Raw genomic sequence first — 20,938 nt, forward strand, 5'->3', positions numbered from 1 at the left:
GCCTGTGCGGCAGGAAACGATACTGAGCAAGGTAAAGTTGCTATAAAAATTTTCTAAGCTGCCTATACGGCAGGAAACCGAGAAAACTTGCGACCCAAAAGAAACTTGATTTTCTAAGCTGCCTATACGGCAGGAAACCTTTAACTCTAAAATAGATTGGTGTTGGATCTTTTCTAAGCTGCCTATGCGGCAGGAAACGCAAAATCGGTGAAATCGGCGCGCATGTTAAATTTCTAAGCTGCCTATGCGGCAGGAAACGATACGGTCAATAGCATCAAAGCCCAGATTTTTTTCTAAGCTGCCTATGCGGCAGGAAACATCTGGTTAAGGCTTGTGTAACAGTATATTCTTTTCTAAGCTGCCTATGCGGCAGGAAACAAATGCTCGCCCTCGTCGTTATACAGGTGCATTTTCTAAGCTGCCTATGCGGCAGGAAACTTTATCAATTAGTAAATTTATTAGCCTTAGGATTTCTAAGCTGCCTATGCGGCAGGAAACTATTGGAGATAAGGATAATCCGCTTCACGCAATTTCTAAGCTGCCTATGCGGCAGGAAACATACTACTGCGACACCAATGTTTGTTTGTAAATTTCTAAGCTGCCTATGCGGCAGGAAACGTCAAAAAGAACTACGACTTTTTAAAACAAATTTTCTAAGCTGCCTATGCGGCAGGAAACGCTTTGCGGGAGTGTCATTTTTAATTGAAGAGTTTCTAAGCTGCCTATGCGGCAGGAAACCAACCACTGTCATTAACCCTTTCAACCCAAAATTTCTAAGCTGCCTATGCGGCAGGAAACTTCGATCTACGCTGTTAAGGAGTTCATCGGTTTTTCTAAGCTGCCTATGCGGCAGGAAACTAGAACATAATATGTGACGAAAAGAAGAGTGACAAGGGTTTAGAATATAAAATTAATAAAAAAACCTTTTTTATCAATAAAAATAAAATTGTTATAAATCAAAAGGTTATTTATATTGAAAAATAAAGGGTAAAACTAATATAGATAAAAACTACACCCAAATACATAAAAGTAGATGAGGTGTAGTTTTTAGAAATTAATTATTTATATTTTTTGTGATAATCATTACGGATAGAAAGTAACGTTTTGGCTTTCTCTTTGGCTTGCTCAAGTTCGCCTTTTGCTGCTAACGCGGAAGATTCGTCAATAACAGTGATAAAATGCTGCATACCTTGCTGATAATCTTTAAATTCAGCACTATCCTTACCTTTATTCGCTAAGCTGCCAGGTACAAGATCAAGTGAACGTTGTGCTGCAGCTTTAAGTTCAGAAAGGTGTTTTTGCATAGTTTCTGCATTATCAGCTTTTAACGCAGGTCCAATATTTTTAGCAAAAAACTGCATTTCTTGAGCAACAGTATCAGCCATACTAAAGGCGCTAAAAGCTAATAAACCACTAAATAGTACAGTTTTCATTAAAGTTGTTGTTTTCATCATCACTCCTTTATTAGTTATACAAAATCGTAAAAATAAGTTAACAAGCGAAACAACTATAACGTTTAATTAATACTATTTCTAATTATTTTTTCGATGTTTTTAAGACTGTTTAACCTAGTTTCAGTCAAACGTTGTTCAATTTTTAATTGTTGTAATAAAGGAGTAATTTGGAATGTTTTCAGTTGCTCACCGTTTTGTTCGCTAATTGCTGTTTGTAAGATAAAAAGAATGCCATTCAAAATGCGCGCCTCACTATAAGCAATACATTGCCATTGCTGATTTTGATAAAAGATTTTAAACCACAAACGACTTTCACAACCTTCAATTAGCGGTAATTGCTCAAGTAGATGCTCGTCGGGTTTCGGTAATTGTTTTGCTAGCAAAATCAGTTGACGATAGCGTTGTTCCCAACTTGTGCATTGTGCAAAGAGTGTTTCAATTTCAGCAAAAGTCATTCATCCTCCAAGATAGCGAGAGCATTATCCAAAGCATTAAAAAATAAATTTAGATCCTGTTGATGATTATAAGGCGCTAATGAGATACGTAAGGTACCGCGCTGTTGTAAAAAATGTAGATAAGGTTGTGCGCAATGTTGCCCTGTGCGTAATGCAATTTGCTGTTCGCTCAATAGAGTTGCCAAATCGCTATTATCAATATGTTGAAACACAAAGCTAATAATATGGCTATCAATATCACTGAATATTTGGCAATTAGCATATTGCGTTAGACGTTGGCGAAATTGTTGTGCTAATTGTTGGGTATAAGCCATTAATTGGGCAAAATCGTATTGTTGCAACCATTGTAAGACTGCGCCAAAACCAATAACCGCAGCAATATTTGGTGTACCAGCTTCAAGGCGATAAGGTAATTCTTGAAAGGTAGTTTGTTGGTTGGTGACTTGTTGCACCATTTTCCCACCAAATAAAAGTGGTGTTAATTGCTGTAATGCTGATTTCTTTCCTGATAATACCCCTAAGCCAGTTGGCCCAAATATCTTATGAGCGGAAAATGCTAAGAAATCAATATCCATTTGTTGTAGTGAAATTTTTTGGTGTAATATTGCTTGCGCTGCATCAACAACAATAAAGGCATTTGGTGCCAATTGACGAATTAACGGACAAAATTGTTCTAATGGCTGCCGATAACCTGTCACGTTCGAAACTAGATTTAATGCAACAATTTTGGTTTGTGGTGAAAGCGCTTGTTTTAGTGCAGCTGAATCAATTTGATAGTTGGCTTGCAGTGGCAAGACAACCAGTTTTACTTTGTGTGCCAATGCGAGTTGTTGCCAAACAACAAAATTAGCATGATGTTCAGCTTCACTAATAATGATTTCATCATTTGGCGACAATGTATGTCGTAAACCGTAAGCAATCGTATTGATGCTATGAGTGGTGCCCGATGTCCAAACAATGCACGAACTATCCTCTGCGTCAATAAATTCAGCAGTGATTTGACGTGCTTGTTCAAATAGTTGCGTTTGTTGCCAATCATATTGGCTGCGATGTACAGAACCAGCCGAACAATAAAATTGGGTTGTTGCTTCAATTAATGTTTGCGGGCGTAATGTTGTTGCAGCCGAATCTAAATAAACTGCAGTTGGATTCTGCTGCAAAAAAGGAAATTCCGCCCGAAAATTTTCAAGATCAAAAATTGGCATAGTCATTAACGGCATAATGAATTACAAGGAATACCATCATGATTACCATCTAAGTAATCAGCAGAACATTGTTTAAAAAATTGGGTAGCTTCTGCACAAGATGAGAAACTTTTACAACTGCGGCGAGTGCCACAATTGTTGCTAGTCACGCTGGTTTTTCCTGGTTTTGGTAATGCTAGCAGAGGAGCCGTTGGATTTTGCGCTAATGGTGCACTTGGATTTTTCTCATGTTTGCGCCAATTGCTTGGATAAATTGGATTCTCATCTTGCCATAATCCAAGTCTTTTTTGTCTTGCTTCTGTTTCGGCTTGTAGGTATTGGTTGCCATGTAAATATTCACGATAAGCCCAGGCTAAACCTTGTTGCACCATCGTTAAATTGATATTTTTTCCGCTAGCATCCAATACTTGCCCCACTACACGTCCATAACGATCATATTCATCTGATTGAATCGTAACGTTTTTCTTAAAAATCAATTGGGAAAGTAATTGGCGAGAACGATCACCATAAGGTTGTTTTTTTTCTGGTGCATCAACTTGTGCTAAACGTACGCGAATTTGTTTATTATTTTTTAATAAGCAAGTAAAGGTATCACCATCACTGATACTCACTACGCGACATTGAATTTCACGAGCGGCAAAACTGTTGATTGCAACTAAAGTAAATAAAAATGCAATAATTATTCTTTTCATAACACTAAATTTATTTAAAAAAGTGACATTGATCACAAAATGAGAGTAGAATAGGTCCAATATTATTACACATTTCTATCGATGATGTTTCATAAAATCGTTGCTCTATTACGTTCACTCGCTATTTTATACGCCATGTTATACCTTGGTGAAGGGATCAATTATCTTTTACCTATTGGTATTCCAGCGAGCATTTGGGGATTGTTGTTACTATTCGCAGCATTGACACTAAAACTGATTAAAGAAGAATGGGTTTTACCTAGTGGTGCATTATTAATCCGCTATATGTCGGTACTATTTATTCCTCTTAGCGTCGGTATCATAGATTATTTTGATATTTTGACTAAACAGGCGTTATCTTTATTAATTCCAACTATTATTAGTACCTGTTTGGTATTGGTTTTTACCGCGTTGTTAGCTGATTACTTCTTCTCTTATAATTCATTTGCTAAATTGCGTAAAAAGGCAAAAAAACGTAGTTTACGAGGTGCAAAATGATTTATCTGTATTGCGCGATGACTATTGTCGCCTTTTCACTTGCTGTTGCTATCAATAAAAGAATTAAGTCATTAGTATTCAATTCTTTTGTGATTACAGTCTGTATGTTAATTGCAATTTTATTAATCTTTGATATTCCTTATCACGATTATATCGCTGGCAATAAACCTTTGAGTGAATTATTAGGTCCATCTATTGTTGCATTAGCTTTACCGCTCTATGAACAATTAAAGCAAATTAAACAATATTGGCGCAGTATTTTATTTATCACAACAATTTCATCAGCAGTTGCGATGATGAGTGGTGCATTAGTCGCGTTTATGTTGGGCGGTGATCAACAGGTAATGGCGACCCTGTTTGCGAAGTCGATTACCACACCATTGGCAATGGCGGTGTCGGGTACTATTGGTGGCGTACCAACGATTACAGTGGTATTAGTCATTATTGCAGGCTTGATTGGTTCAGTATTTGGCTACACGATCATCAAATTATTACGGATCAAAAGTAGTGAAGCGGCAGGTTTGGCGATTGGTACAGCTTCACATGCATTGGGTACAGCTGCCTGTATGGAGATTGATAAAAAAGCTGGTACTTATAGTTCCATTGCGTTGGTACTTTGCGGCGTGATTACCTCTTTAATTGCACCATTATTATTTGATTTAGTGCTGATTATTGTGAAAATCTTTTAAAGCGCCTTACACATATCAATGTGTGGAATGTTATCTTCAAGATAAACTGTTGAAGTGGCAACAAAACCAAAGTGTTGATAAAACGCTTGCAGATAATGTTGTGCTTGAATCACGATAGGTAAATTTGGTGAAGTTTGCTGAATAAAAGTGAGCACTTGTGTAATCAATTGTTTAGCAATGCCTTGACCACGATATTCAGGCATTACTAAAACACGCCCAAAATGAACTTCCTCTTGCTGTTGATAAATTCTGGCATAAGCAACTAATTGCTGATCAATCGTGAACCATAAATGTGTGGCTATGCAATCGATGTGATCGACTTCTTGATAAGGGCATTGCTGTTCAACAACAAAAATTGCCGTTCTTGCCTGATAAATCTGGAATAATTCTGTTGTTGTTAATTGTGAGAAAGTTTTACAGTGTAATTGCATCATCATTTTAGTTATAGCAAAGGGCTAAAGAAGAAAAAGAGGCGTTCAATAATACGCTGCCATAAAGGGCGTTTGCGCCATTGTTGATAGTTAAGAGGCATAGTTTGTTGATAATAACTTTGATGTAAGGCAGCAATCTCTTTTGCAAAATCGCGGTCTTCAACAATAATCATCACTTCAAAATTTAATAAAAAGCTACGAATATCCATATTAACGCTGCCGACGAGTGCTAAACGTTGATCGATCAGAATGCTTTTAGTATGTAGTAGCCCACCGGTAAATTGATGAATTTTTACGCCAGCAGCAAGTAAATTATCAAATAAAGCACGACTCGCCCATTGCACCATCGTTGAATCATTTTTTTGCGGTAAGATAATATTGACTGCGACACCACGTTGTGCAGCAATTTTTAAAGCATCTTCAATACTTTGCATTGGTACAAAATAGGGTGAAGTGATTGTAATTGATTTACGAGCTGAGAAAATAGCCGTTAATAATGCCTGTGACATTAAGTCATCTGGGAAACCCGGTCCAGTTGCCAAAATTTGTACTGCATGGGAATTGTCTTTTTCAATTGGCAATAGTGGACAGAGGGTAAAAGCAAGAGATTGTTGTTGTTCGGTTTCAATTTCCCAGTCCCAAGCATGCAGATGATTTAGAATAGAAGAGACGGGGCCGTCCATTCTTACCATAATATCAATCCACTGACCAACATTAGCATTTTGTTTGAATTGGCTAGGATCAACCATATTCATACTGCCGGTATAAGAAATTTGGTTATCAATCACGACGATTTTACGATGCTGGCGTAAGTCAATTCGTTCCAAAAACATTCGCAATGGATTTGCATGCAGCGCTTCAAAAAACATTAACCCTTGTTTACGCAATTGTTGGCAATGTTTGCTTTTTAAGAAATCGCGGCTACCAACGGAATCTAATAAAATATGAATTTGTACACCACGTTGATAAGCAGAAATGAGCGCCTGTTCCACCTGTTCAATCAAGCCACCGCTTTGCCAAATATAGAAGGTCATATTAATTGAGAATCTTGCCTTCTCAATATCTTGAATAATGCTTTGGATAATGTCTTCCGGGGTATTCAGAATATGTAGATCATTACCGAGAATGCAGGGAATTTTTTGCCGTTGCTGGCATAAATCAAATAGCGGTCGATAGCGTAAAGCCTCGCTACTTTCGATAATATTTTTGTACTGTTGATATTGTTCAAACCACGCAATGTATTTTGGTCGTAGTTGGTGGAATAATTTAGCGCGACGCGATCCTAATTTAATTTCACCAAAGATGAAATAGGCAATAATACCGATAACAGGCACTACATAAACAATAAGTAACCACGAAAGTGTCACAGAAATTGCTTGTTGTTTGGTAAGTAGACGTAAGGTAATAGAAACCATACAAATCCAGATTAGCGCTGGAATGGTATATTGTAAAATTGTTGTAATATCTGTACTTACCATTATTTTTATACTATCAAGCTATGAATTAGAAAATCGGCAATGTGCCGATTTTCTCACACTTTAAATAATCTTATCAGTTTGTTCTACAAACCAAGCGGCAATCGCCATAATAACAACTAATATTAGTAGTATCCAAGTTTGTGGAGCCCAACTATGCCAGAAACCGTAGCCATAACCAAATAAGATCGGACCACAAGCCGCTAATAAATAACCGCCAGATTGCACAATACCGGATAATCTTGCGGTATTGGTTGGCGATGTAGTTTTTACTGACAACATTGTTAATAAATAAGGGAATAACGCACCACCCGCTAAACCAGTAAAGATATTGACTAATAACCAATAGGTGAAGTTATTGTAATTTAACAACATCATCGCAACGCCAATAAAAGAAATAGACATAAAGCCGGCAACGACAAGTTGGCGAGTACGGCTTGACCAACGGATAAATGCTGATGGTAAAAATATCATTAATGGGATGGTTACTAACATATAGATACCTAACAGATATCCAGTGGTGCTTGCAGAAAGTCCTGCCTGTTGTCCCATTGTTGGTAACCAAGCGAGAGTTGTATAGAAATAAAGTGATTGTAAGCCGCCAAATACCACCAAACACCACGTATATTTATTTTTAAATAAAGTATTTTTTTGTGATTGATTGTGTGGTTTCTCTAAATAGTGATTGTGTTTAACGTTCGGCAACCAGATAACTAATGCAAGTAGTAGTATTGCAGATAATACTAAGATCATAGTTTGCCAATTGCTCATTTGAGTAATTGGAATTGCTAGCGATGAACCGATTATAGTGGCAAAAGTCATTGCCAATGAGTAAAGTGATGTTAATTTACCTAGGCGGCTAGGATAATTTGCCATAATGGCACTTGGTAATAAGACATTTAATACGGCAATTCCAATACCAATAATGATGGTACCAGTGAATAACAGCGGTAACGAAAAAATACGGATCGTAGAGCCAAGTATCATCAAAATTAATACTAAGGCGAATAATTTTTCAATCCCAAAGATTTGTCCTAAGCGAGCAGCAAAAGGGGAAACCAATGCAAACATTAACAATGGCAGAGTAGTTAAGATACCCAATGAGCTAATAGGAATCGCAAATTCATCAGCGATTTGTTGCAAAATAGGCGGAATAGCAGTAAAAGGCACACGCAATACGACACCAATCATAATGATGCCCAGAATTAAAAAAGTGGTATTTTGTTTTTTCATTTTTATTCTTATTGTTGAAAACTCTCAGTGAGAAATTAATTTATTTCACAAACAATACACCCTCTAAAAAGAGGGTGTATGTTACATAGATTGGTGAATAAAAAATTATTCAGCTGCTTTTAGTTGTTGGTAATAGTTTTCGTAGTATTGAATTGCATCACCAACATCGTCTTGCCAGTAGCTGTTTTTAAGCACTTCCGCTGGTGGGTAGATGCTTGGATCTTCAGTAATCTCTTTTGGCAACATTGCTTTCGCTTTTAAATTGGTGGTTGGATAACCAATTTCAGTTGCTAAACGAGCTGCTACTTTTGGACTTAATAAGTAATTAATTAATTTATGTGCTGCTTCAGGGTTTTTAGATGTTTTTGGAATTGCCAAAGTATCTACCCATAATACAGGACCTTCTTTCGGGTAAACTGCATTAACTGGCGCACCTTCTTTTTTAGCAATACGGATAGAACCGTTCCATAATTGTCCTAACTCGACTTCACCTGCGATAAATGAGTTTGCTGGGTTGTCTGAGTTGAATGATAATACGTTTGGACGTAATTTTAATAATTCTTCGTATGCTTTTTTGATAACGGCAGGATCTTTAGTATTTGGATCTTCGCCAAGTTTTAATAGTGCAATATTAAACACTTCACGCGCATCATCTAATAATTGTACTTTTCCTTTGAATTCAGGTTTCCAAAGGTCAGCCCAAGAAGTAAATTGATTTGCTTTATAAGTGTCAGTATTGAAAGCAATTTCTGGAGCACCTAAAAGTTGAGGAAGTGAATATTTATTACCTGGATCATAAGGCTTGTTCAACATATTTGGGTCGAGATCTTTAATCACAGGCAATTTACTATGATCTAAAGGCAATAGCATTCCTTCTTTTGCCATCTTAGATACGAAGTAGTTTGATGGTGCAATAACATCATAGGTTGCACTATCACCTAAAGTTTTCAACTTAGCATACATAGTCTCATTAGATTCAAGACTAGACACGTTTACTTTAATACCAGTTTCTTTGGTGAAATCATCCAATAAACCGTCAGGTACATATTCTGTCCAAGTATAAAGATAAACGGTATCTCCCTCTGCGTGAGCAACCGCATGAATACCAAGAGCAAGTGTACTAATACCTAATAAAGTAGTGATTTTTTTCACAAAATTCTCCGTTATAGTTAATTAAAGCCATAGCTCGACCAAAGCCAAGCGGATATAAAAATCAAAATGATTTTTGTAGGTACTTGTTGATGGATAACGTGTTGAGAAAACACATCAGACAAGGAAGGCCATTGTATAAAGTGTTTACCAATATGGCAACCATTAATGCTAATAAATACAATTAAATAATAAAATTTATTGTAAATAGATTATTACAGAGATTAATGTATAAAAAAGAGTCATAATTGTCATTTAACTGCCACATTCATTCGTTAAGATGACAGTTTATAATTTATGAAAGGTAACGTTATGGGAGTTGAGGTATGGTAATGACAGCAGAACAAGACACAGAATGTTATACGTTAAAAGAATTAAGTTGGCTATCATTTAATGAACGAGTATTGCAGGAAGCTTATGACGAAAGTAATCCATTATTAGAAAGAATTCGTTTTTTAGGTATTTTTGCCTCTAATCTAGATGAATTTTATCAAGTCAGAGTATCTAACCTAAAACATAAATTACTGATTAGTAAAGAAAAGAATCCTTCCCTTACGAAACAAATACGGATGCAATTAGAGATTATTCAGCAACGTACGGAAGCTTTGAATAATCAGTTTTATGAAATCTATAATCGCTTAATGCTGCGTTTAGCAAAGCATAAAATTTTTGTCTTGAATGAAACTCAACTTTCACCATTCCATCAAGAGTGGTTAAAAAAATATTTTAAGAAAGAAATTAAGCAGCATATTTTCCCAATCATTCTTAATGAAGAAATTGATCTGTTGCACTCTTTAAGCACACACAATTCCAATCTAATTATTGAATTAAGAAAACATAAAAAGATCCAAAATTTGGCGATTTTACCAATTCATTCCGATGTGTTACCTCGCTTTATTGTCTTACCAAAAGAAAAATATAAACGGCATGAAAGTATTGTGTTGTTAGATAATGTGTTGCGTTTTTGCTTATCTGATATCTTTTCTGAAACGGTGTTTGATTATGATGAGATCAATGCCTATTCAATCAGAATGACGCGTGATGCGGAATATGATTTGGTGACAGAAGTGGAATATAGTTTATTGGAACAAATGTCATCAAGTTTGAAACAACGTTTAACTGCACAACCGGTAAGATTCTTATATGAAAAATCTATGCCGAAAAACTTACTGAAAATGCTAAAAAAACGCTTACATATTACCAATCTTGATTTGGTTGAAGCGGGTGGGCGTTATTTAAGTTTTAATCATCTATTAAAATTTCCAGATTTAGGTAATAAAGCATTAGTCAATGCACCATTACCTACGATTAAACATCCACAATTAAAAAAAGAGCGAATTATTTTTGATGCCATTAGTAAGAAAGATATTTTGCTTTATTATCCTTACCATAGTTTTGATGTGATTTGTGAAACTCTACGCCAAGCTTCTTTTGACCCTAATGTGGTTGCCATAAAAATTAATTTATATCGAGTAGCCAGCCAATCTTTAGTTATTGAAGCATTATTGAATGCTGCTAATAATGGTAAACAAGTTACAGTAATTATTGAATTGCAAGCAAGGTTTGATGAAGAAGCGAATATTCATTGGGCAAAACGTTTAACAGAAAGCAATATTAAAGTTATTTTTTCTCCAGCCGGATTTAAAATTCATTCCAAATTATTTCTGATTACACGTAATGAAAATGGCAAATTAGTGGATTATGCACATATTGGTACAGGAAATTTCCACGAGAAAACAGCGACAATTTATACTGATTTTGCGTTGCTCACGAAAAATGAAGCACTGACAGAAGAGGTAAAACGCGTTTTCCGTTTTATTGAAATGCCTTTTGGTCCAGCAAAATTTGCTTATTTGCTAGTTTCACCAATCAATGTCCGCAAAAGATTAGAATTTTTAATTAATCGTGAAATAAAAAATGCAACAAAAGGTAAAAAGAGCGGTATTATTTTAAAAATCAACAATCTGGTGGATGAGGCAATGATTGATTTGTTATATAAAGCAAGTCAAGCAGGCGTTACCATTAAAATGATTGTGCGCGGAATGTGCTCATTAAAAGCTGGAGTCAAAGGATTAAGCGATAACATTGATATTATTAGTATTGTGGATCGTTTTCTAGAACACCCGAGAGTCTATTATTTTGCTAATAATGGTGATCCTGATGTTTATATCTCTTCTGCGGATTGGATGACTAGAAATCTTGATCGACGCATTGAGGTTGGTACACCTTTGCTCGATCCAGATGCTAAACAATGTGTGATTGATATTTTAAATATACAGCTTGCAGATAATGTCAAAGCGCGAGTGATTGACAGTAAAGAACAAAATAATTATGTGCAAAATGATGAACCACGATGTCGTTCTCAACTTGCCATCTATGATTATTTAGCTGCGAGAGCTAATGAAAAATAGGATGTAATGATGAATGGAGTAAAAACATTGACAACTTCTCAGCATAAAGAATTTGCTGCGATTGATTTAGGTTCGAATAGTTTTCATATGATTATTGTGAGAGTGGTCAATGGCTCGATTCAAGTGTTATCGCGATTAAAACAACGAGTACAACTAGGGAGTGGCTTAGATGAAAAACACCATTTAAGCCAAGAGGCGATTCAACGCGGTGTAGATTGTTTGGCGCTATTTGCGGAACGTTTACAAGGCTTTTCAGCGGAACAGGTAAAGGTTGTTGCAACCTATACATTACGTCGAGCAGAGAATAGTGATGAGTTTTTAGAAGCGGCAAAAAAGGTTTTCCCTTTCCCGATTCGCATTATTTCTGGTGCTGAAGAGGCGAAGTTAATTTATTTGGGCGTTTCGCATACTCAGCCAGAAAATGGGCGCAAATTTGTGGTTGATATCGGTGGCGGCTCAACAGAAATGATCATTGGTAAAGGTTTCACGCCAGAATTAGCAGAAAGTCGCCATATGGGATGTGTTAGCTTTACTAAGGCTTTTTTTCCTGATGGTAAGATTAGCGAAAAACAATTTAATTTAGCCCAGAAAACGGCTCTATCTAGGATCGAAGATCTCTCGTGGGAATATCGTCATCTAGGCTGGGATTCAGCATTAGGGGCATCTGGAACGATTAAAGCGATTAGCCAGGTTATCGCCGAAAATTTTAATCCGGACGGTATTATTACGACGAAAACGTTACAACAAGTAGTTGCCTTAATTTTAAAGTTTGATTCATTTGATAAACTGAAAATTGCAGGATTGAGCGAAGATCGTGTTGGTATCTTTGTAGCAGGCGTTGCGATTTTGAGTGCTGTTTTTGAAAATTATCGAATTGAACAAATGCGCTATTCCGATGGTGCATTGCGTGAAGGTGTGCTGTATAGCTTTGAGCATGATTTTCAAGTTGATGATATTCGTGAACGGACAGTTATCAGCTTGATTGAGCATTTCTGGATTGATAAAGAACAAGCGTTACGAGTTGCCGATACTGCGATTTTATTAGCAAAGCGTTACCAACGTTGGCAAAATGGCGAACAAGTTGAGGAGTTGCAAAGTATTCTATTAGCAGCAGCGTTACTACACGAAACCGGTATGGTAGTAAATCATAGTGGATCTCATAAACATGCGACCTATATTTTGCAAAATAGTGAATTGCCCGGTTTTGATCCTATGCAAAAGAAATTATTAGTGACGTTAATTCGCTTTCATCTCAAATCATTGAAGCAATTAGATTTACCGAAAGGTAGTCGATATAACAATCAAGATATTCTAAGTCTGATTATTATGTTGCGCCTTGCGGTTATTATTAATCGCTCGCGTCGTGCGACAGAATTAACGGAGAAATTTGCGTTGCATGTTAATGCTGAGGCGAATAAATGGGAATTAGAATTTGAGCCCGGTTATTTAGAAAGAAATCCATTGACGAAAAATGATTTGTTAGAGGAACAAAATAATCTGCGCACTGTAGGTGTTCATTTCTCAGTACAATAATGAGTTACTGTACAACGTTTTTAAATGAATAAACCCACACTCTTTTGGAGTTGTGGGTTTATTTTTGACTGATAACTGATTAAGTTCTATCTTTACGGGAAATAATCTGACTTAAAATCACCAAGGTTAATGAGAATACAATCATAATTGTTGCTAACGCATTAACTTCTGGCGTTACCCCAGTTTTCACTAATGAGAAGATTTTTAGCGGTAATACTTCATAACTTACGCCAGTTACGAATGAAGATACCACCACGTCATCTAATGAAATGGTAAAACTTAACAACCAGCTAGAAACAATCGCCGGTAACGCTAACGGTACAATAATTTTACGCAAAATAGTTGTTTCGCTTGCGCCAAGATCACGTGCAGCTTCTAACATCTTCACATCGAAACCTTTCAAACGTGAGAAGACTGCAACAACCACATAAGGCAAACAGAAGGTAACGTGCGCAAATAATAATGACCAAAAGCCTAGTGAAATACCAACTAGCATAAATAATGCTAATAATGATACCGCCATCACAATATCTGGCGACATCATCACGATAAATAACATTCCACCAACGAATTTTTTGCCTTTAAATTGATAACGATAAAGCGCAATAGCGGTTAATAATCCGATTAATGTTGCTACCGTTGCCGCAAAGAAAGCAATGGTGACGGAATGGAACGCCGCCTGTAATAAAGTATTATTGTTGGCAAGACGTTCATACCAGTTAAAACTAAACCCTTTCCAAGACAACCCATAACGGTCTAAATTGAAAGAGTTAATAACTAAAATAATGATTGGAATATACAAATAAGCATATACCAAAAATAAAAAGAGATTACGTAGTGAACGTTTCATTATTCCAACTCCGATTTCTTGTTGAACAACTTACCAGCGCGGTAGTAAATGAACAATAAAAGTGCCATCAGAATCGTTAATGCAATACTGATTGAAGAACCAAATGGCCAGTTACGTGCAATTAAGAATTCACTCTTAATTACGTTACCAACTAATAGAACTTTCGCACCACCAAGTAAATCTGCTACATAGAACATTCCCATTGCAGGTAATAATACTAATAAGCAACCAGCAATAATGCCCGGCATTGTTAATGGAACAATAATTTTCACAAAACGTTGAAACGCATTCGCACCAAGATCTTTCGCTGCTTCTAATAAGCGTTGATCCAATTTCTCAATTGATGAGTAAAGTGGCAGAATCATAAATGGTAATAGGATATAGACTAAACCAATAATGACTGCGACTTCAGTGTTCAAAATACGAATTGGTGTATCAATAATACCTAGCCATAATAAAGTGTTATTTAGCACACCTTTTACACCTAGGAAGATCTTCATACCATAAATACGAATCAATGAATTCGTCCAGAAAGGTAAAATCACTAAGAACAACATCACTGGACGGAATGCAGGTTTCATTTTGGCAATCATAAATGCAAATGGATAACCAATCACCAAACAAATAATAGTGGCAATTCCCGACATATAGAGGGAATTCCACAATACTTGTGCGTAGAGCGGCTCAATTAAACGTTTATAACTGTCTAATGAAAAAGTAAATTCGACTAAATTACTACTATCGCGAGTTAAGAAACTGGTAATTAATACCAAAAGATTTGGCACTAATACAAAGAATATTAGCCAAGCAAAAATAATAGTAACAGTAAAATTCTGAAATTTACGCGTTGTTATCTTCATCATCGTCAAGTACCACTTCCCAGCTTTCAACCCAAGTTATAGCGACTTTCTGATTAAGAGAGTGATCAACATCTGGATCATCCTCATTGAAAAATTCGCTGACTAGCACCCGATTACCGCACTCTAATTCAACGGTAGATTCCAAGGTCATACCTTTATAGTTACGTTCACGCACATAACCAATTAAACCTTCATGAGCCTCTTTATCGTGTACTTCTTCGATACGAATATCTTCAGGACGAAGTAATACTTTTAATTTTTGTCCCGCTTCGACAGGACGAGTTACATAGATGTCACAGATACGTCCTTCAACATTGGCTTGTACCCGTTTTTCATCAACGCGGTGTAAAACAGTAGCGTCGAAAATATTGATTTCACCAATAAATTTCGCCACGAATAAACTTTTCGGATCTTCGTAAATTTCACGTGGTGTACCATCTTGCTCGATCTTACCTTGACGCAACACAATAATACGATCGGACATTGTTAGTGCCTCTTCTTGATCGTGTGTTACAAAAATAAAGGTAATGCCAAGTTGACGTTGTAAAGCTTTTAATTCATTCTGCATTTGCTGACGAAGTTTATAATCCAATGCAGAAAGGGATTCGTCCAGTAATAGCACTTTTGGTTTATTTACCACCGCACGAGCAATAGCAACACGTTGTTGCTGACCACCAGAAAGTTGCGCTGGTTTACGATCTGCAAATTCTTCCAATTGCACCATTCTTAATGCTTCAAGTACACGAGGTTTAATTTCTTCGTTAGGTACTTTTTGCATACGCAAACCGAAAGCCACATTTTCAAAAATTGTCATATGTGGGAAAAGCGCATAGCTTTGGAATACGGTATTAATATTGCGTTGTTCAGCTGGAATGGAAGTAATATCTTGTCCATCTAAAATAATGCGTCCAGCATTAACTTCTTCAAAACCTGCAATTAAGCGTAAAATCGTGGTTTTACCACAGCCAGAAGGCCCCAAAATAGTTAAGAATTCACCATTATTGATTGTAAGATTAATATCTTTAATGATAGTTTTCCCGTCATAAGCTTTAGTGACAGATTGCAATTCAATAATTGGCTTTTGTTGTACTGGATTTTCCACTAGCTTTGTTTTTCCTCCTAAGTCAATAAATTCACATACCCACGAGAATTACATTCTACAAGAAACTCGCAATGATATAGTGATCACCCCATAATTGAAAGTGTCTATTAAAAAATTTTTTTGCGATTTAAAAAAATATACCCAATTTCACAAATTTTTAACGATAAAATTTCGCGAAAGGTGTTGATTTATATCATATTATTAAACGGCGGATATGATAGCATTTTATGCCTGAATTTAATATGAACTTTTTAGCAAAATAATGGGAAATATGATGTACTCAGAAGAAACGTTGAAAAATGGCTTATTAGATCGTTTTTTAAATTATGTTAGTTTTGATACCCAATCTAAAGAAGGGGTAAAACATTCACCAAGCAGTCGCGGTCAATGGCTATTAGCTGAATACCTAAGAGATGAATTGAAAGGATTAGGTTTAGCGCAAGTAGAGATGAATTCCCATGGTGTTGTTACTGCATTATTACCCTCTAATATTCCGAATAATCAAACGACAATTGGTTTAATTGCACATTTAGATACTTATCCAGGTGTTAAAGGAAAAGATGTAAAACCTGAAGTGATTAGTGAATATCGTGGCGGCGATATTGCGCTAGGATTGGGCGAAGAGTTTATTAGCCCTGTCACATCACCTTTTTTACAGAAATTAGTTGGTCATACCTTAATTGTTACTGATGGTACTACTTTATTGGGTGCCGATAATAAGGCGGGTATTGCGGAAATTATGACAGCGTTAGCAACAATTATTAGTCATCGTCTGCCACGCGTGAATATTCGTGTAGCATTTACCCCAGATGAAGAAATTGGTGCCGGAATGCAATTTTTCCCATTAGAGCAGTTTGCTTGTGATTGGGCATATACGATAGATGGCAGCGGTTTAGGTGAAGTGGAATATGAAAATTTTAATGCTGCGACTGCGACTATCGCCATTAAAGGTCAATCTATACATTTAGGTTATGCGAAAGATAAATTAGTGAATGCTTTGGCATTAGCTTGTGACTTGCATCAGTTATTGCCTAGAGAAGAGGTACCAGAAAAGACAACTGATCGACAAGGTTTTTTCCATTTAGATAGTCTGACTGGTGATATTGAATATTGTGAAATGAAATATCTCATTCGTGATTTTAGTGATGAAGGTTTTGCGCAACGTAAAACCTTCCTCTGCAATCTTGTAGAACAATTTGCTAAACAACATAAATTAGCTGATCGTATTGATATCACAATTCAAGATAGCTATCACAATATGTTTAATGCAGTAGCAAAAGTGCCGCAAAGTATTAAAGTGGCTGAATTAGCAATGGAGAAATGCGGTATCAGTGCCAAACATAAGATTATTCGCGGTGGTACTGATGGTGCTTGGTTGTCAGAAAATGGTATTGCTTGTCCAAATCTCTTTACTGGTGCCTATAATTTCCATAGTAAGCATGAGCTGGCGAGCTTAGATGAGATGCAGCAAGCGACAAAAGTGATTATTGAGATAGCGCAATTGGCACAACGTTAAAGCAAACGAAACAGTAAAAAGCCAAGATTAGTGAATAACTGACTTGGCTTTTTTGTCGAGATAGTATGAAGATTCCCTCTGAAATAATGAACAAAGCTAAAAAATCAAGTATCATAGACCGCTTTCAGTCATCACCTAAAGAAAAGGGGCAAAAGGAATGTGGTCAGATATATTAATGAATTATAGTGTGTTTATTTTAGAAGTGATTACCTTGGTAGTGGTGGTTGCCGTTATCTTTGCAGTTATTTTTGTATTAAAACAGAAAAATCATGCTAAAGCTGGTGAGTTGCGTATTACCAATTTAAATCATCAATATGAAGATCAGCAACAACTGTTGAAAACATTTCGTTTAGATGAACATCAAGTTAAACAATTAGAAAAAGCACGTAAAAAGCAAGAAAAAGCAGAAGCGAAAGCAGCTAAGAAAAAAGCAAAACAAGCAGAGAAAACAGAACAAAGTCAAACTGAACAAAACCTGTTTGCGGAACAAAAGCCTTGTTTGTTTGTGCTAGATTTTAATGGCGATATTCAAGCTAATGCAGCAGCGGCATTACGTGAAGAACTAAATGCAATTTTAGCAGTAGCTCGTCCGGAAAAAGATGAAGTGTTATTACGCCTAGAAAGCCCTGGCGGTGTCGTTCATGGTTATGGTTTTGCAGCCTCTCAATTACAACGTTTACGCGACAAACAGATCCCATTGACTATTGCAGTGGATAAAGTGGCAGCGAGCGGCGGTTATATGATGGCGTGTGTGGCTAATAAAATTGTCGCTGCACCATTTGCGATTATTGGCTCTATTGGCGTAGTGGCACAAGTCCCAAATATTTATCGTTTATTGAAGAAACATGATGTGGATGTGGATGTGATGACTGCTGGGGAATATAAAAGAACAGTAACTGTATTGGGTGAAAATACCGAGAAAGGTAAACAAAAATTCCAACAAGAATTGGAAGAAACTCATCAATTATTTAAGCAATTTGTCGCAGAACACCGTCCGCAAGTTGAGATTGAAAAAGTCGCAACAGGCGAACATTGGTTTGGTAAACAGGCATTAGATTTAGCTTTAATTGATGAAGTAAAAACGAGTGATGATTTGATTTTACAGGCGATTACTGAAAAGGATGTGTTGCAAGTGAAATATTGTGTGAAAAAATCATTAGTACAAAAACTTGGCAAACAAGCGGAAGAAAGCGCAACGAGTGTGTTAGAAAAAGCGTTATATCAAGATCGTAGAACTTTCTTTTAATGGTTGAGATAGAAAATGTTAGATACATTAAATTTAACTCATGAACAACAGCAGCAAGCAGTAGAAAAAATCCAGCAATTAATGCAGCAAGGGATTAATAGCGGTGAGGCGATTCGCTTAGTTGCTGAAGAGTTACGCCAACAAGCAAAACAGCAACAGGATAAAAAATAAAATGTTTGCAGTTATTTTGAAAAAGGTGGTAGAAGCCGCGATTTTACCACCATTTAATTTAATTTTATTGGCGTTAGTTGCCTTTATTTTGTTATTTACGCGTTTTCAAAAAACAGCGAAAGGAATATTGGCGCTGTCTTTAGTGCTGAGTTATTTGATTAGTACGCCTTTTTTTTCAAATTTATTAATTCGCTCGATTGCTTTGGAGCGTCCAGATCCACAAGTTTATACGCAAGGACAAGCAATTGTTGTGTTGGGCGGTGGTCTGCGTTATAGCGATTATCCAGAATCTTATTCGACTACCGCAGCTTTGCCATTAGAGCGAATGCGTTATGCTGTCTATCTGCATCAAAAAACAGGGTTACCGATTGCAATCAGTGGCGGTGTTGATAATGAAGCTAAGGTGATGGGGAGTGAATTACAACGTTTTTTCCAAATTGAGCCAACTTGGTTGGATAATAAATCCAATACAACGGAACAAAATGCGATTTATTTAAGAAAATTGTTTGATCAAACTGATGATGGTAAACAGATTAACCGAATTATTTTAGTGACGAATGAATGGCATATGCGTCGTGCAATGGCTGCTTTTGAACGTCAAGGATTTATAGTGTTACCTGCAGCAACGAAGAGTCAGCGTGCTTCTAGCAGCGGTTTATTGAAATTTATTCCTCAGCCAGTAAGTTTTTATCAATCTGGTTTAGTGTTGCGTGAATGGTTAGGTATTTTACGTGATAGATTGATTGGTCTGGAGTAATGTTTTCCAGTAAGAAAAAGCCAAATATTCAATAGTATAAGGGTAAAAAAACGCTTATAATCTGACGGGTTACCTTGTCACTGAAAATACCGTCAATATTGTAGTTTTACGGTTTGATATGATTAATTTGTGAGGTTATATGCGCTATCAGAAACTCGACAACCAAGAAACTCACTGGAAGTGGCTCTATTTAACGCGTAAAGCACGTGAAGGTGTCAACATTACTCGCTATCTTGAGCAGAGTATGGCTGAAGATAAAATTCAACAACTCACAAAATTAGAACATCAAACAGAAGAAGTAAAACAGTGGATTGAAAATCATATGTCGCTTGATTTAGTGATTAAATTGGATCAAGCGATTCGTGCTAAACGTAAACGTTTTTTTAATGCGGAAAAACAGACAACCAAAAAGAAATCCATTGACCTTGATTATGCAGTTTGGCACCGCCTTTCTCGCTATTCCCGTAAAATGAAAATGACCTTATCTCAAACTATTATGTATATGATTGATGAGCAAGAGAGTAAGGTCTTATATGAATCGCAAATTCAAGCGATGAAGAAAAATCTAAAAGATCTTTTAAAGTAGATAATTAATACCTGAATAAACTAAATATAGCCCGAATGCAATGAAAACGACACCGGCAGCATTGTCTAACCAACGGCTATATTTACTATAAAAACGTTTTGCAGCAGGGCGTGAAAACAGTAGCGCAATGACATAGAAATATAAAAAGGTTTCAATCAGGATAATAGCTAACACTAATAAAATATGTTCAATACCGCTGACATTAGCCAGATAGAGTGATAACACGCTACTAAAATAAATTACTACTTTAGCATTTGATAAATTAACAAAAAGTCCTTTTAAAATTTCTTGTTTAGTAGAGCTTTGCTTTACTGCCGTTGTTGCTTCTTGTTTTTCTTGTTCAAACGTAATGTTCGAACGTACATTTAACATTTTGTAACCGATATAACTGAGATAGCTGCCGCCTAACAATACCACAATCCCATGCCAGAGCTGGCTAGTAGCAAAGACAATTGCTAAGCCTAATAGTGCGGCTGTTGCCCAAAAAGCAACACCTAATGTAATCCCAATGACGGCGCAAACTGCATTACGCCTTGAATTACTGGCAGCAGTACGGCTGACATAAAAAAAGTCAGGGCCTGGACTCATCAATCCTAAAAGATGAACAAGCATAATATTCCACAAC

The 20,938-nt window shown here is 36.4% G+C and carries 21 protein-coding genes and 1 CRISPR repeat array (1 of these 22 cut by a window edge); of the genes, 9 read left to right on the forward strand and 12 right to left on the reverse strand.

The annotated features are described in order from the left end of the window. Window positions 1-858: direct repeats of the CRISPR family, unit length 28 nt; unit sequence TTTCTAAGCTGCCTATGCGGCAGGAAAC; it begins 10 nt to the left of the window's first position. A gap of 200 nt (window positions 859-1,058) precedes the next feature. From QS62_RS09110 to QS62_RS09125, 4 genes are all read right to left on the reverse strand, one after another. Then, the gene (locus QS62_RS09110) at window positions 1,059-1,451 is read right to left on the reverse strand and encodes a cytochrome b562 (RefSeq protein WP_066109129.1); all 393 of its coding nucleotides are present in this window, start codon (window positions 1,449-1,451) and stop codon (window positions 1,059-1,061) included. 65 nt (window positions 1,452-1,516) lie between these two features. Next, window positions 1,517-1,909 (reverse strand): SufE family protein, encoded by a 393-nt coding sequence (locus tag QS62_RS09115; RefSeq protein ID WP_066109132.1) that lies wholly within the window; start codon window positions 1,907-1,909, stop codon window positions 1,517-1,519. Continuing rightward, complete coding sequence (locus tag QS62_RS09120; RefSeq protein ID WP_066109135.1) at window positions 1,906-3,129, reverse strand: aminotransferase class V-fold PLP-dependent enzyme; 1,224 nt, start codon at window positions 3,127-3,129, stop codon at window positions 1,906-1,908. The genes QS62_RS09115 and QS62_RS09120 overlap by 4 nt, the downstream gene beginning before the upstream one ends. Then, window positions 3,120-3,806 carry a thermonuclease family protein gene (locus tag QS62_RS09125; RefSeq protein ID WP_066109138.1) on the reverse strand — a complete coding sequence of 229 codons (687 nt, stop codon included), beginning with the start codon at window positions 3,804-3,806 and terminating at the stop codon, window positions 3,120-3,122. The genes QS62_RS09120 and QS62_RS09125 overlap by 10 nt, the downstream gene beginning before the upstream one ends. A gap of 84 nt (window positions 3,807-3,890) precedes the next feature. On the opposite strand from QS62_RS09125, the gene QS62_RS09130 reads away from it, so the two are divergent. Together QS62_RS09130 and QS62_RS09135 are read left to right on the forward strand one after the other, a co-directional pair. Beyond that, window positions 3,891-4,304 (forward strand): CidA/LrgA family protein, encoded by a 414-nt coding sequence (locus QS62_RS09130; RefSeq protein ID WP_066109141.1) that lies wholly within the window; start codon window positions 3,891-3,893, stop codon window positions 4,302-4,304. After that, window positions 4,301-4,993: a CidB/LrgB family autolysis modulator gene (locus QS62_RS09135; RefSeq protein ID WP_066109144.1), complete on the forward strand. Its 693-nt coding sequence runs from the start codon at window positions 4,301-4,303 to the stop codon at window positions 4,991-4,993. Before QS62_RS09130 ends, QS62_RS09135 begins: the two co-directional genes overlap by 4 nt. Here QS62_RS09135 and QS62_RS09140 read toward each other — a convergent pair. The 4 genes from QS62_RS09140 to QS62_RS09155 form a co-directional block, all read right to left on the reverse strand. Further along, window positions 4,990-5,424 (reverse strand): GNAT family N-acetyltransferase, encoded by a 435-nt coding sequence (locus tag QS62_RS09140; RefSeq protein WP_066109197.1) that lies wholly within the window; start codon window positions 5,422-5,424, stop codon window positions 4,990-4,992. The two genes, QS62_RS09135 and QS62_RS09140, sit on opposite strands and share 4 nt — an antisense overlap. Window positions 5,425-5,435: 11 nt before the next feature. Further along, window positions 5,436-6,902: a cardiolipin synthase gene (cls, locus tag QS62_RS09145; protein WP_197496291.1), complete on the reverse strand. Its 1,467-nt coding sequence runs from the start codon at window positions 6,900-6,902 to the stop codon at window positions 5,436-5,438. Window positions 6,903-6,962: 60 nt separating this feature from the next. Then, entirely contained in the window at window positions 6,963-8,132 is a 1,170-nt protein-coding gene (locus QS62_RS09150; RefSeq protein ID WP_066109150.1) for an MFS transporter, read from the reverse strand. Between the two features lie 105 nt (window positions 8,133-8,237). Then, on the reverse strand, window positions 8,238-9,257 hold the full coding sequence (locus QS62_RS09155; protein ID WP_231923701.1) for an extracellular solute-binding protein: 1,020 nt from the start codon (window positions 9,255-9,257) through the stop codon (window positions 8,238-8,240). 356 nt (window positions 9,258-9,613) lie between these two features. On the opposite strand from QS62_RS09155, the gene ppk1 reads away from it, so the two are divergent. Then, window positions 9,614-11,692: a polyphosphate kinase 1 gene (ppk1, locus tag QS62_RS09160; protein WP_066109203.1), complete on the forward strand. Its 2,079-nt coding sequence runs from the start codon at window positions 9,614-9,616 to the stop codon at window positions 11,690-11,692. A gap of 6 nt (window positions 11,693-11,698) precedes the next feature. Next, on the forward strand, window positions 11,699-13,225 hold the full coding sequence (gene ppx / locus QS62_RS09165; RefSeq protein WP_197496292.1) for an exopolyphosphatase: 1,527 nt from the start codon (window positions 11,699-11,701) through the stop codon (window positions 13,223-13,225). Between the two features lie 79 nt (window positions 13,226-13,304). On the opposite strand, the gene potC is transcribed toward ppx, so the two are convergent. Genes potC through potA form a run of 3 tightly spaced genes read right to left on the reverse strand, consistent with a single transcriptional unit; the run spans window position 13,305 to window position 16,037 of the window. Next, window positions 13,305-14,075 (reverse strand): spermidine/putrescine ABC transporter permease PotC, encoded by a 771-nt coding sequence (gene potC, locus QS62_RS09170; protein ID WP_066109158.1) that lies wholly within the window; start codon window positions 14,073-14,075, stop codon window positions 13,305-13,307. Continuing rightward, entirely contained in the window at window positions 14,075-14,935 is an 861-nt protein-coding gene (potB, locus tag QS62_RS09175; RefSeq protein WP_066109206.1) for a spermidine/putrescine ABC transporter permease PotB, read from the reverse strand. The genes potC and potB overlap by 1 nt, the downstream gene beginning before the upstream one ends. Beyond that, window positions 14,916-16,037 carry a spermidine/putrescine ABC transporter ATP-binding protein PotA gene (gene potA / locus QS62_RS09180; protein WP_066109161.1) on the reverse strand — a complete coding sequence of 374 codons (1,122 nt, stop codon included), beginning with the start codon at window positions 16,035-16,037 and terminating at the stop codon, window positions 14,916-14,918. Before potA ends, potB begins: the two co-directional genes overlap by 20 nt. 274 nt (window positions 16,038-16,311) lie before the next feature. On the opposite strand from potA, the gene pepT reads away from it, so the two are divergent. From pepT to matP, 5 genes are all read left to right on the forward strand, one after another. After that, window positions 16,312-17,553 carry a peptidase T gene (pepT, locus tag QS62_RS09185; protein WP_066109164.1) on the forward strand — a complete coding sequence of 414 codons (1,242 nt, stop codon included), beginning with the start codon at window positions 16,312-16,314 and terminating at the stop codon, window positions 17,551-17,553. Window positions 17,554-17,710: 157 nt separating this feature from the next. Next, the gene (sohB, locus tag QS62_RS09190) at window positions 17,711-18,799 is read left to right on the forward strand and encodes a protease SohB (protein ID WP_066109166.1); all 1,089 of its coding nucleotides are present in this window, start codon (window positions 17,711-17,713) and stop codon (window positions 18,797-18,799) included. 15 nt (window positions 18,800-18,814) lie between these two features. Next, on the forward strand, window positions 18,815-18,970 hold the full coding sequence (locus QS62_RS11890; protein WP_082966174.1) for a YoaH family protein: 156 nt from the start codon (window positions 18,815-18,817) through the stop codon (window positions 18,968-18,970). 1 nt (window position 18,971) lies between these two features. Continuing rightward, window positions 18,972-19,727, forward strand: a complete 756-nt coding sequence (locus QS62_RS09195) for a YdcF family protein (protein ID WP_066109169.1) — start codon at window positions 18,972-18,974, stop codon at window positions 19,725-19,727. Window positions 19,728-19,866: 139 nt separating this feature from the next. Beyond that, window positions 19,867-20,313 carry a macrodomain Ter protein MatP gene (gene matP, locus QS62_RS09200; RefSeq protein ID WP_066109172.1) on the forward strand — a complete coding sequence of 149 codons (447 nt, stop codon included), beginning with the start codon at window positions 19,867-19,869 and terminating at the stop codon, window positions 20,311-20,313. Here the strand turns inward: matP and QS62_RS09205 are convergent. Then, entirely contained in the window at window positions 20,305-20,937 is a 633-nt protein-coding gene (locus QS62_RS09205) for a LysE family transporter (protein WP_197495468.1), read from the reverse strand. The genes matP and QS62_RS09205 overlap by 9 nt on opposite strands. Window position 20,938: the final 1 nt, after the last annotated feature.

Source organism: Gallibacterium salpingitidis (assembly GCF_001678495.1).
Lineage (GTDB): Bacteria > Pseudomonadota > Gammaproteobacteria > Enterobacterales > Pasteurellaceae > Gallibacterium > Gallibacterium salpingitidis.